The 12,038-nt window shown below is 54.2% G+C and carries 11 protein-coding genes; 4 read left to right on the top strand and 7 right to left on the bottom strand.

The genetic code is table 11. From position 1 onward, the window contains the following. Positions 1-463: 463 nt before the first annotated feature. On the bottom strand, positions 464-1,213 hold the full coding sequence (locus ACK4HN_RS06700; protein ID WP_409877385.1) for a pseudouridine synthase: 750 nt from the start codon (positions 1,211-1,213) through the stop codon (positions 464-466). A 148-nt stretch (positions 1,214-1,361) separates the two neighbouring features. Between ACK4HN_RS06700 and ACK4HN_RS06695 the strand changes: the two genes are divergently transcribed. Beyond that, positions 1,362-1,505 carry a hypothetical protein gene (locus tag ACK4HN_RS06695; protein ID WP_409869481.1) on the top strand — a complete coding sequence of 48 codons (144 nt, stop codon included), beginning with the start codon at positions 1,362-1,364 and terminating at the stop codon, positions 1,503-1,505. Between the two features lie 108 nt (positions 1,506-1,613). Here ACK4HN_RS06695 and ACK4HN_RS06690 read toward each other — a convergent pair whose 3' ends face one another. Genes ACK4HN_RS06690 through ACK4HN_RS06670 form a run of 5 tightly spaced genes read right to left on the bottom strand, consistent with a single transcriptional unit; the run spans position 1,614 to position 6,706 of the window. After that, positions 1,614-3,383: an ABC transporter ATP-binding protein gene (locus ACK4HN_RS06690; RefSeq protein ID WP_409877384.1), complete on the bottom strand. Its 1,770-nt coding sequence runs from the start codon at positions 3,381-3,383 to the stop codon at positions 1,614-1,616. Between the two features lie 27 nt (positions 3,384-3,410). Continuing rightward, entirely contained in the window at positions 3,411-3,764 is a 354-nt protein-coding gene (locus tag ACK4HN_RS06685) for a hypothetical protein (RefSeq protein ID WP_409869479.1), read from the bottom strand. Positions 3,765-3,821: 57 nt separating this feature from the next. Then, positions 3,822-4,211: a YkgJ family cysteine cluster protein gene (locus ACK4HN_RS06680; RefSeq protein WP_409869478.1), complete on the bottom strand. Its 390-nt coding sequence runs from the start codon at positions 4,209-4,211 to the stop codon at positions 3,822-3,824. A gap of 3 nt (positions 4,212-4,214) precedes the next feature. Then, positions 4,215-6,245, bottom strand: a complete 2,031-nt coding sequence (locus ACK4HN_RS06675) for a ribonuclease catalytic domain-containing protein (RefSeq protein WP_409877383.1) — start codon at positions 6,243-6,245, stop codon at positions 4,215-4,217. Between the two features lie 38 nt (positions 6,246-6,283). Then, positions 6,284-6,706, bottom strand: a complete 423-nt coding sequence (locus ACK4HN_RS06670) for a resolvase (RefSeq protein ID WP_409853092.1) — start codon at positions 6,704-6,706, stop codon at positions 6,284-6,286. Positions 6,707-6,757: 51 nt separating this feature from the next. Here ACK4HN_RS06670 and ACK4HN_RS06665 point away from each other — a divergent pair, with 51 nt between their 5' ends. Then, complete coding sequence (locus ACK4HN_RS06665) at positions 6,758-8,353, top strand: DUF6930 domain-containing protein (RefSeq protein WP_409869476.1); 1,596 nt, start codon at positions 6,758-6,760, stop codon at positions 8,351-8,353. Between the two features lie 6 nt (positions 8,354-8,359). Further along, positions 8,360-9,103, top strand: coding sequence for a type 1 glutamine amidotransferase (locus ACK4HN_RS06660; protein ID WP_409877382.1), 744 nt, complete (start codon positions 8,360-8,362; stop codon positions 9,101-9,103). Here ACK4HN_RS06660 and miaA read toward each other — a convergent pair. Further along, the gene (miaA, locus tag ACK4HN_RS06655; RefSeq protein ID WP_409877381.1) at positions 9,082-9,984 is read right to left on the bottom strand and encodes a tRNA (adenosine(37)-N6)-dimethylallyltransferase MiaA; all 903 of its coding nucleotides are present in this window, start codon (positions 9,982-9,984) and stop codon (positions 9,082-9,084) included. The two genes, ACK4HN_RS06660 and miaA, sit on opposite strands and share 22 nt — an antisense overlap. A gap of 126 nt (positions 9,985-10,110) precedes the next feature. Here miaA and gyrB point away from each other — a divergent pair, with 126 nt between their 5' ends. Beyond that, positions 10,111-12,033, top strand: a complete 1,923-nt coding sequence (gyrB, locus tag ACK4HN_RS06650; RefSeq protein WP_409869473.1) for a DNA topoisomerase (ATP-hydrolyzing) subunit B — start codon at positions 10,111-10,113, stop codon at positions 12,031-12,033. Positions 12,034-12,038: the final 5 nt, after the last annotated feature.

The raw sequence follows: 12,038 nt of genomic DNA, 5'->3' as shown, positions 1-12,038 counted from the left end.
ACCTAAGCTATAAAGTGTCCTGTATCGCATTGCCTTTCTTGTCTGAGGCTGCTTTAATTTGATTCAACTTTGGTGTACATCTATATCCACAATTGAGGAAGAACGATTACAGAGACTTTTAGTTAGCTTCCTCTGCCCGACCATTCGTAGGAATCCATCATGACCACTATTGCCCGAAGTCGTTCCCCGCAACCTGAGATACCCGCCTGCCCTATCACCACAGAAACGGTTCCCTATCAGGTTGTGCATTGGATTAGGAGTCGCTTTCGGATTCGTATTCCTCGCTTGGGCTTTGATGCTGAATACGGGGCACGGCTGCTCTACATTGTTGGCAGTTTACTGGCAGGAATGGTAGTCCCTTGCCCTTACCCCCCGTCAAAGACACACAGGAATTTCTCGCTAAATGGAAAGCCACTCGCCCCGATCATCCGGTGCAACATATTCCGCCGAAAGTCACGGGTACTCAGGCGGAGCCTTCACGGTTGGCTGGATAAGAAAGGGCGGCTAATTCACGGCGGCTGAGGAGACGAACTGCTTTGGGACGGAGATTGCCGAGGTGAACAGGGCCGATCGCGATCCGTTGTAGGGCAAGAACCGGATATCCAAGCTGATCAGCCACACGGCGAATCTGGCGGTTGCGGCCTTCCTGCAGGATGATTTCCAAAAGGGAGCGATCGCGCTCACTGCGCAGGAGCTTAACTACTGCGGGTAACGTCATCCTCCCCTCCAAGAGAACCCCCTCTCGCCACTGCTGGAGCACCCTTGCTGGCGGCTGTCCCTGCACCCAGACGCGGTAGGTTTTCGGGATGTGATGGCGGGGGTGACTGAGATAGTAGGTGAAAACTCCATCATTTGTAAGCAGCAGCGCCCCACTCGAGTCGGCGTCTAAACGCCCTACCGGATGCAATCCCGCCACCCGCTGATACCTCGGCGGCAATAGATCGAGAACCGTAGGGCGACCTTGGGGATCGTGACAGGTGCAGAGAACCCCCTTGGGTTTATGGAGGAGCAAATAGAGCCGTTGGGGAGGGCGGGGGGGATTTAGGAGCTGTCCTCTGTATTCAATGCGATCGCGCACTGGATCCACTTTGTCCCCCAATTGCGCCCGCTGACCATTCACGAAGACCTGACCACTGCGGATAAGATTTTCCGCATGGCGCCGCGAGGCCACTCCCCAATGGGCAAGGACTTTTTGTAATCGCTCAGTGGTCATAGGGGGTATAGTTGCTTTCTAGGGTTTGGCGGCACTTTTTAGGAGAATCTCTATGGCAGGTGGCTGCCTAGTAGTTGCCAATTCCGCAGCAAACTTGATAGAAAAGAACTGTTTGACCCTTACCTAATTATCTGCCGTGAGGAGTTCTATGAAATCTCTTTATAAGCTTGCCGCCTTGGGCTTAATTTTAGTTGGTTTTTCGACAACACTGGCTGCCTGCGGCGGTGGCGGTGGTACGACCGATAACCAAACACCCACCGAATCTCCTAGTCCGCAAACCCCAGGGCAGTAGTTCCCGCTAGCCCTTACTGTCATATCGACAATAGCAACTGGGGGTAGCCGTAAGAGTTACCCCTTTGATTTGAGTTTGATTTGAGGGATGATCTAGGAGGCGACTCCGCTAGCCGAGGGAGCTTTCCAATTGATACTGTTCCCAAAGGGATTGATATAGCCCCTCGGCGGCTACTAATTCACTGTGGGTACCCTCTTGAACAATGCGCCCTTCGTCCATAACCAGAATGCGATCGCAGGTTGCTGCCGCCGACAGTTGATGGGAAATAAAAAGCACTGTGCGCGTGTGCTGTTGCTGCCGCAGCGCTTGTAGAATTTGGCTTGCCGTTTGGTTATCCACACTGGCTAGGGCATCGTCGAGGACGAGAATTGGTGCATCCACCAGTAGGGCACGGGCTAAGGCCGTTCGTTGTCGCTGTCCGCCGGAGAGGGTGATCCCCCGCTCGCCCACAAGGGTGTCGTACTGCTTGGGAAAGTTGAGAATCTCGTTGTGAATTTGGGCTTGGCTGGCAGCAGCAATCACCTTTAGCTCCGTGGCATCGGGTTCGCCGTAGCGAATGTTGTTTTTGATGGTGGTGCTAAAGAGAAAGCTGTCTTGGGGCACGTAAGCGATCGCCCCCCGCAAATCCGCAAGGCGCAGCCGCGTAATGTCAATACCGTCAAGGAAAATTTGATTGGGGGCAATCTCCAATAGCCGAGGCAGAGCATTGGCTAATGTGGATTTGCCACAGCCAATAGGGCCAACGATCGCCACCATTTCCCCCGCTTGAATCTCAAAACTCAGGCGATTGAGAGCAGGGGTGCTGCGATTGGGGTAAGTAAAGGTCAAGTCTTGACAACGCAGGTGTCCCTGAACGCGATCGCGGGGGAGGGCAAGGGCATCGGGGGCATCGGCAATGCGCGGTTCGACACTCAAAATCGCTTCAATGCGGTCAATGCTCACTTCACCCCGTTGGTAGGTGGTAATCGTAAATCCCAATAATGCCGTCGGGAAAATCAACCGCTCAATGTACAGCAACAGGGCAATAAAATCCCCCACCTGAATCGTATTAGCAGCAATCATGCGGCTGCCAAACCAGAGCAAAATCAGCAAACTCAAGCTGACCATCCCCCCCAAGAGGGGAAAAAGAATGTTGCGGGTTTTGGCCAGTACCAAGTTATTGCGGAGTAAGTCTTGATTTAACTGGTCAAATTGGCGTTGCTCATTGGCTTCTTGGCCATAGATTTTAATCAGGGCAATGCCACTCATGTCCTCCTGAATGAGATCGCTGAGTTCCGAGAGGCTTTGTTGCACGTCCAGTTGCTCTGCCCGCAGGCGATCGCTAAAGGTTTGGACAATAAACAGAACCGCTGGATAGACGGCGATCGCCCCCAAGCTCAACCCCGGATGAATTGCCAGCATCACAGGCAGCGTCATCCCGTAGGCAAACACGGTGTTCGCTGCACTCAAAAGGGCAAAGCCCACCAGCCGCCGAATATTATCCACATCGCTAGTGGCACGGCTAATGAGATCGCCAGGGGTATTCTCCGCAAAGTAACTGGGTTCTAACCGCAACAGGTGCTCAAAGAGCCGTTGCTTGAGGTCAAATTCCACCAATCGCCCAGCACCAAAGATCCATAGGCGCGAGGCCATGCGAATCAGCCACATCAAGGAGGCAAGACCAATCAGCAGCAGAGCATAAAACACCACCCGTTGCAAGTCGAACTTAGCCTGCAATTCATCAACAGCAGTACCAATTAGCAGGGGCAAATAGGTGCCCAGGAGGTTGACAATGAAAAGTGCTGCAATGCCCCCCCAGATTTTAGCTTGATGGGGATGCAGGTAGGCCAATAGGCGACGCAAACGGCCAGAGCGGCCAGCTTTAGGAAGACTCACCATATCCTCAACCTAACAGATATTGCCCCCCTAGGGGGTAGCGCCTTCGAGAAACTGGTTGAGGTCTTCCACTAAACGATTTAGCTCTGCCTCGGTGGTTAAGCGAATGCGTTCATCGCGCACCGTCAGGAGAACTTTAGCGGCGTAGGGGTTCGGCCAGATATTGGGGTTACAAAACACTTCGAGAAAGACTTCGCCCACATGCTGATATTCCATGGCGGCTTGGGGGGGCAGGGGGGTACCAGTGTTTTTAGCGTTGGCGATCGCCCGCATCCGTTCCATTAAGGCTTGAATCTCTTGCCGTAGCGCCTCTGCGGCTGCCGAGGGAAAGCAAAAACTTACCGAGCCTTCTGCCAAGTTCACCCGCATTCGCTGCTCACTCATCGGCTCTGTCTGAACACACCTGTTGCCATTCCTGCTGTCATTATAGAGGGCATCTTATCAATCCAAGGGTGGGGAATCCTCTGGAGGGGGATCTACGCTGTGCCCCACCAGATATTCATAGCGCAGCAGTTCAAAGCTCCGTTCACCGTAGCGATCGCGAATGTGCTCACAGCAGCACTGAATCGCAAACTCATCCAGTTCCTCAGGAGTAACGCCATACAAATCCTCAAAGACCTCTGGGGTGACGCGGCAAAAGCGGGGGCGGTTTTCATAGATGCGACAACGGCGGCTGAAGGGTTCAAAGTGAATACACCAGCCATCGGCACCAATGAGGGATTGGTAGAGGGCAAATTCCTCGGCATTGAGAATGGTGGGCACCTCGGAGCGATCACTTAACTCAAGGTAACAGCAGGCACCACACCCCTGCATACACTGCCACTTTTTCATGCTTCAGGATAATGCAATGGTTTCTGCGGGCATTGGTATCTCAGCAGGCACTTCCTCCAGCCAAATTTGATCACTGCGGGGATCCACCCGACTCACCCGCACTTGTACACACTCTCCTAATTTGGCCTGCCGTTGAAAGCGCATCGCCAGCTCCACCCCTAAATCCTCCAAGAGAAGCAGTCCTAGCCCCTCCTCAGGACGCAGCCAACGCAGTAAAATGCCCCGCCACACCTCTTCGCGATGCCGCCGCAGGTACTCCAAGCACCAATAGCGGTTGGTCTGCCGCTCCACAAGGGAGGACTCCTGAACTGAAGACACCAGCCCCAATAAAATTTCATTCAGTTGCTCGGGTGTCAGAGGTGGGGTTTCCCCCCGCAGGTGGGCTTTAATCTGACGGTGTGCCAGCAGATCCGTGTAGCGACGAATGGGGGAGGTGACTTGGCAGTAGGCATCAAGGCCAAGGCTGGCATGGGGGTTGGGCTGGGTACTCATTTCACTGCGGGGCATACAGCGACGAATGGCACAGTCGCGCACGATTCCAGCGGGCAGTTGCAACAATTCCTCCTCTGGGGGCAGTTCCGGCGGTGATTGACTGCGAAAGGGCAGAGGGATGCCCTCACGGGTGCCAAAATGGGCAGCCACTTCACCAGCAAGAATCATCATTTCAGCCACCAGTTGGCGGGCGGGGGAGTCATGGAGAGGCGAGATTTCCACCTCTTCGCCAGCCACTTTAATGTTAGGTTCAGGGATATTAATGCGAATGGCTCCCCGTTGCTGTCGCCACTCACTGCGTCGCTGTCCCCATTGGGCGATCGCCAGCAGATCCGCTTCCCCCGTTACTCCCTGCTCCAAAATCATATCCACATCGTCATAGCTAAGGCGATAGGTGGGGCGAATCCAACTGGGGCAAATTTCGTACTCCAGCACCTCACCATTGTCGGCTAAGAGAATGCCAAAACTCAGGGCACAACAGGTTTGCCCTGCCACTAAGCTCATCGGCCCTGTGGCCAACTCTGTGGGAAACATGGGAATCATCCCCGTCGGTAAATAGACCGTTGTGGCGCGGCGCCGAGCCTCCTGATCCAAGACATCATCCACCATCACCCAGCGGGTGGGATCGGCAATGTGAATCCACAGTTTCTGGCGATCGCCGACAATTTCGAGGCTGAGGCCATCGTCAATTTCTTGGGTACTTTCGTCGTCAATGGTATAGACCTTAAGATGGGTGAGATCGCGGCGCAGGGGAGCGTCAATGTCAGTGGGGGGTGAGGTGAGGCGTTCGTGGGCCACAGCAAGTACCTTGGCAGAGAATTCAACGTCAATTTGACTACGGCGCAGGAACAGATTTTCGTGCTCTGACCAGAGACCGAGATCCACCAACAGTTGGAAAGCGCCCAAGGGCTGGGTGGGACGCTTCAATTCACTGAGGAGGTCAATGGCGGCTTGGTGTTGGGCACTGGGTTCAATGGCTATAGCATAGCGTTCTAACTGCTCAAGGCGCTTGCGATCGCTGGCGGACCACGCCACAGTTTCCCCCTTCAGAGCTTGGGTCAAATGTTCACGAAAGGTGGCTTCCTCTGCCAAGCGTTGGGCTTCCCGCTCGCTTTGGTGCTTGAGTTCGGCCACTTGGCTGGCCGGGCGAGCTTCGTAGGTTTCCCCCTTGAGCTTGAAATAGAACCGATCCTCGCTCAGCAGATAGTAGGCGGCATAGCAGGCCACCGCCGATCGCTCCGAAAAAAGCAGCTCCGCCAGATCCGCTGGTGTAATGGCGCGGTTTTCCTCGCGGATAATTTCCCAAGCCACTTCTAAACTGTCGGCATCCAAGAGCAGCTGCACCTGCTGCCAAAATGTGGGAATCTCTTGGGGACGAAACCGCTCCTCGGGCACCGTAAAGGTCAGTTGGCGCGGATGAATCGTGTGGGCTTGCAAATGCTGATCAATGGCAATCCAATGCTTTTTACCTTCGGGGCGATCGATCACCGCCAAGCGACGCTGGTTATTGACCCGAAACTCAATGAGGGTGCCTTTCTCCACGGCTGCCGTGCTGTACCATAACCCGACAATTATAAAGTTTATTGCCTCTCAGTGAGCAGCAGGGGATAGCCACAGTAGCGTTCCAACAGGACAATGGCGACAATGTCATCAATGGGGCGGGGGGGCACCCGCAACCCCTTGGGAATTAGCCGCTGCCAACCTTGGGGCGGAAAGAGTTGCCAATAGCGATCGCGGGCGTCTAGGGTGCTATTGCGTTCATCCACGGGAATAATTTCTACAGCCAAAGCCGCTTGCAGTTGCTGCTGCCACTGGCGGGAGGTGGTTTGATTGCCCATAATCACCTGTTCAAATGGGTAGGCTTGATGCCATTCTTTGACACGGGCGATCGCGCGATTGCTGGTCACCACTTCATAACGCACCACTTCTTGACCAAGGGCAAGGGCTAAACCACACTTGTCCCGCCCTGGATCAAACCCCAATAAATACTTAGTGCGACCCATTTGCGTCGTTTGGTAGAGTAGAGAAACTATCAGATTGGGAGCGATCGCTCTGTGAGCCTACCCGCTGCGACCATCCGTCGTCTGTTGAATGTACCGCAAGTTGCCGCTATTTGGGTCGGTGGCGGCCGCAGTCTCGACAGCAAGAACGACGAGGTCTTTTGTGCTGCTTGGCTCGATCCCAAGGATCAGGGGGTACGCAGCATGGAGGTCGGTCAGTTTCCACCCACCCCAGAACACCTGACGCGGCTGTTGGTGCAGGCGATCGAATATCCGCGCCATCCCCAAGCTCAGCCCTGCCGTCCCTACACCATTATTGTTGATGACCGCGAGTTGCAATTTTTTCTGCGCGGGGTGGTTGCTCCCCTCGATATTCAGGTGGAGTATCAAGCCCACATTCCCCTGCTGGATGAATTTTTTGAATTCATTGCGGCGGAAGTAACCAGCGATGACGAAGATATCGAGGTGCTCCCCCCTGAATATATTTCCGTGTACAAACAGAAAATTAGGGAATTCGGCCAACTAGACATCTGGCGGCGCCTAGACAGTCTTACCCCCCTTAAACTCCACTGCGACGCTTGGGACTCCCCCACCCTCTTTGCGGTACTGGTGAACCCTCAGAGCGAGGATGGTGCCTTTGGTCTCATGCTCTACCGCGGCGAAGAGGCGCTGCGCAACTTTTGGCAGCAGATTGATCAAGAGTATCCTTACATTGATGAAGACGATGATGAACACCTAGAAGAAACGGTTCTGCGCAACGATTGTCTCTTCTTGAATTTTGCTCAGGTTGATGAAGAAGATTTAGGCCGCAATCCGTCTTTTGTCCTCAAGGGGCAGCTTTACAGCATTGAACCGGGTGTCATCCATCCTTTGGAGGGAATGCGCCCCTTCTATGCCCCTGAAGAAGCGGAAATGGTCTATGTGGCGATCGAGGCTCTGATCAAGTTCTGGAAAAAGACCAAGAAACAGTTTGACCACGAGGAGTGCCCTGAACTCGACCTGAGGTTCAAGATTCCTTCACCCCGCCATTCTGCCCTTCATTATCAGGTGCAAGTGGCAACCGTGCCAGAGATGATGGCAGAAATCAATGGTGACCTTGAGGAGGGCGAATCACAGCACCAGATTCCCATTGATACAGAAGCAATTCCTAGGGATACCTATATCCTCTTTAAGTTGTTTCCGCCTAAAGAGCTACAGGAATTACAAGCAGCCGTCTCTTACCATCAACGGGGGGAGATTCCCGAGGCGTTTGAGGGCTATCCCGTGTTGACAATTCAAACCAAAAAAGCCGCAGCGGAGGCGCTCGCCGCCAAAATTGCTGAGGAGGGCGGCATTCACCATCTGACGGTCTTTCCCCTCTCAGGCCCTGAGCAAATCGTCATGCTCCTTGCCCAAACCAACGCCAATCATCTATGGCTTTTGGATACCTTTGACCCCGAAAGTGGTCCGCTGCTCCTCAACTGGATCAAAGAAGTCAATGAACTTGAGGGCGCCTGTGGTCTGGCTGTGGCCTATGGTATGACGGGCAAAACGCGGATGCAACCGACGCTTAAGCAAATTGTGGGACTCTTTGAAACGTCCCTTGTGCATAGTTTTGTGGATACCCAACGTCCACCGACCCCCCAGCCCATTGAGATTTCTAAACGCTAGAAAACTGTGCAGTCTCTACGGATCCTACTGCTTCAGGCGCGGGGCGATCGCACTACCCAACAGGAGGAATTGGCGGAATTTATCCGCCTGAGCGGCTTGGCCGCCGAGCAATTTACAGTGCTCAATGGCTTTGAGTGTGCTGACTTTAGCCCCGACTGTATTCAAGGCTTTGATGCCCTTTTTATTGGCGGTTCCAGTGATGCCACCGTACTCAAGCCAGAAATTTATCGCTTTGTACCGCCCGCAATGGACTTAATTTTGGCCTGTATTGAGCAGGAGATACCGGTGTTGGCCTCCTGCTTTGGTTTTCAATTGGCAGTGCAGGCCCTAGGCGGTCAAGTGATTGTGGATCGCGAGACCATGGAAATGGGCACCTACCCTTTGTATCTCACCCCAGCGGGCGTTGCGGATCCCTTGTTTGCCGGCTTCCCCAATCCCTTTTTGGCTATTTCCGGACATCAGGAGCGCGCCTTGACCCTGCCAGCAGGAGCAACCTTACTGGCCTACAGTGAGTTGTGTCCCTACCATGCCTTTCGCTTGAAGAGCAAGCCTTTCTATGGCTTTCAGTTTCATCCTGAGGTGGACGATCGCGACCTGATTGCCCGCATTAGCCGTTATTGCGATCGCTATCAGTTGGGCACTGCCAAGCTGGAAAAACTCAAGCAAACCGCTCGTCCCACCCCCTATGCCAATCAGTTGATCCGCCGCTTTGTTGAGGTGGTGCTGGGCTATATTCCTAGTTGTGCTTGAATCTCGGCCAGTTGCTCCTCTAGGGTGGTGGCTTGCAGCCAATGAATCCCCGCTTCTGCCCGAAACCACGTCCGCTGGCGTTTGGCAAATTGTTGGGTGTGCTGCACGGTGAGGGCAATGGCCTCCGCGAGTGTGACTTCTCCGCGCAGATATTGGCGCATTTCCCGATAGCCCAGCGTGTCTAAAAGGGGCAGTTCATCCCCGTATTGCGCTTGCAGTTGCTGAATTTCATCGAGCCATCCCATGGCCAACATCTGGTGGGTGCGCTCTTCAATCCGTGCCCGCTGCTGTTGGCGATCGCCCCCCGCTAGGGCAAAGTACCAAATCGGGTAGGGAGGCGGTTCGCGCCGCTGCTGCTGGCTGAGGGGTACCCCTGTTACGTAATAGACCTCTAGGGCGCGCAGGGTACGCACTTGATCGTGGGCATGGATGCGTTGCGCCGCCAGAGGATCCACCTGCTGCAGCCATTGATAGCATTCCTGCTGACCCAAGGCCATCAACTGTGCTCGTAGCTCTGGTTGCGGTGGGACTTGGGGCATCGTCAGCCCCTGGGTAATGCTGCGGATGTACAATCCTGTTCCCCCCACCAAGAGGGGGGTGATTCCCTGAGCGTGGTAGTGGGCAATTAGGGCTTGGGCTTTGGCTTGGTAAACGGCAAGCGTCAGGGTATCGTGGGGGTCGCAGATATCAATGAGGTGGTGAGGCACCTGCTGTTGCTGGACTGGGGTAGGCTTGGCGGTGCCAATATCAAAGCCGCGATAGACTTGGCGAGAGTCGGCACTCAAAATCACGCTATTCAACTGCTGGGCAAGGGCGATCGCCAGCGCCGTTTTGCCGGTAGCCGTTGCTCCCCCAATAACAATTAGCCCTGCATCCCCCACTCAAATACAGCCTGAAAATTTCCTAGAATCGCCTGTAACCCTTATGTGCTAAAATTTAGGTCAGATTTGACATTTAGGCAAGCGAAAACGCATTTGCCTCGATTTTATTGCAGTTAGGGAGTTGCCATGACCGCCGAGTATTCCTCTGCCCAGTTGCGGGTGCTCAAAGGCCTTGAACCCGTGCGGACACGACCGGGGATGTACATCGGCAGCACTGGTCCTAAGGGGCTTCACCACTTGGTTTATGAAGTCGTGGACAACTCCGTTGATGAAGCTTTAGCGGGATACTGCTCCACCATTTTAGTCCAGATCAATGGCGACGGCTCCGTCACTGTCACTGACAATGGGCGCGGTATTCCCACGGATATTCACCCCGATACGGGGGTTTCTGGGGTTGAAACGGTGATGACGGTGCTCCATGCAGGGGGCAAATTTGGCGATGGCGGCTACAAAGTCTCAGGGGGGTTGCACGGCGTTGGTGTCTCTGTGGTCAACGCCCTCTCAGAATGGTTAGAAGTGACGGTGTGGCGCAACGGTTTTATCCATCATCAGCGCTATGAACGGGGGGTGCCTGTCACACCGCTGGAAAAAACACCCGACCCGGAAAACCGGCGGGGTACCTCAGTGACCTTCTTTCCCGATCGCCAGATTTTCACCGAAACGATTGAATTTGACGCCAAGGTGCTGATGATCCGGCTGCGGGAACTGGCCTATCTCAATGCTGGCATCCGCATTGAGTTTAAGGACTTGCGCGTTACCCCCCCCCTGAGTGAAACCTACTGCTACGCGGGTGGCATCCGTGAATACGTCCGCTACATGGTGCAGGAAAAGGAACCCCTTCACCCCGAGATCATCTACATTCAAGGGGAAAAAAACGATGTGCAGGTGGAAGCTGCCCTGCAGTGGTGTGCCGATGCCTACAGTGAAAACCTCCTCGGCTTTGCCAATAATATCCGCACCATTGATGGCGGAACCCACATGGAGGGGCTAAAGGCGGTGCTGACACGGACGCTGAATGCCCTTGGCCGCAAGCGCAACAAACTGAAGGAAAACGATGCCAACCTTGCGGGGGAAAACATTCGTGAAGGCCTGACAGCCGTCATTTCCGTCAAGGTGCCCAACCCCGAATTTGAAGGGCAAACAAAGACAAAACTGGGCAACACAGAGGTGCGTGGCATTGTGGATGCCATTGTGGGCGAAGCCCTGACCGAGTACTTGGACTTCCATCCTCAAGTGCTCGATGCCATTCTCGAAAAAGCCATCCAAGCCTTTAATGCCGCCGAGGCAGCCCGCAGGGCACGGGAAATGGTACGGCGCAAGTCGGTGTTGGAGTCTTCAACGCTGCCCGGAAAATTGGCGGATTGCAGTTCACGGGATCCGGCGGTCTCGGAAATTTTCATTGTCGAAGGCGATTCTGCGGGGGGGAGTGCCAAACAAGGGCGCGATCGCCGCTTCCAGGCGATTTTGCCGCTGCGGGGCAAGATTCTCAACATTGAAAAAACCGATGATGCCAAAATCTACAAGAATAACGAGGTGCAGTCCTTAATTACTGCCCTTGGTTTAGGCGTGAAGGGGGAGGAGTTTGACCCTGCCAAGCTGCGCTATCACAAGGTCATTCTCATGACAGACGCGGACGTGGATGGTTCCCACATTCGCACGTTGCTGCTGACCTTTTTCTATCGCTATCAGCAGGAATTAATTAACCAAGGCTTTGTCTATATTGCCTGCCCACCCCTGTATAAAGTTGAACGCGGGCGACAGCACTTTTATTGTTATAGCGATCGCGAGCTGCAGCAGCAGATTGCCACCTTCCCAGAAAATGCCAACTACACGATCCAACGCTTTAAGGGGTTGGGGGAAATGATGCCGGAGCAGCTGTGGGAAACGACGATGAACCCAGAAACCCGCATTCTCAAACGGGTGGAAATTGAAGATGCTGCTGAGGCCGATCGCATTTTCACGATTCTGATGGGCGATCGCGTGGCGCCGCGCCGCGAATTTATCGAGACCTACGGTCCCAAACTAGCCTTAGAAAACCTCGATATCTAAAGCCA

This window comes from Thermosynechococcus sp., from assembly GCF_046299655.1.
Classification (GTDB): domain Bacteria; phylum Cyanobacteriota; class Cyanobacteriia; order Thermosynechococcales; family Thermosynechococcaceae; genus Thermosynechococcus.
Note: the sequence above shows the minus strand (reverse complement) of the source record. Positions and strands in the feature narration are given on the sequence as shown.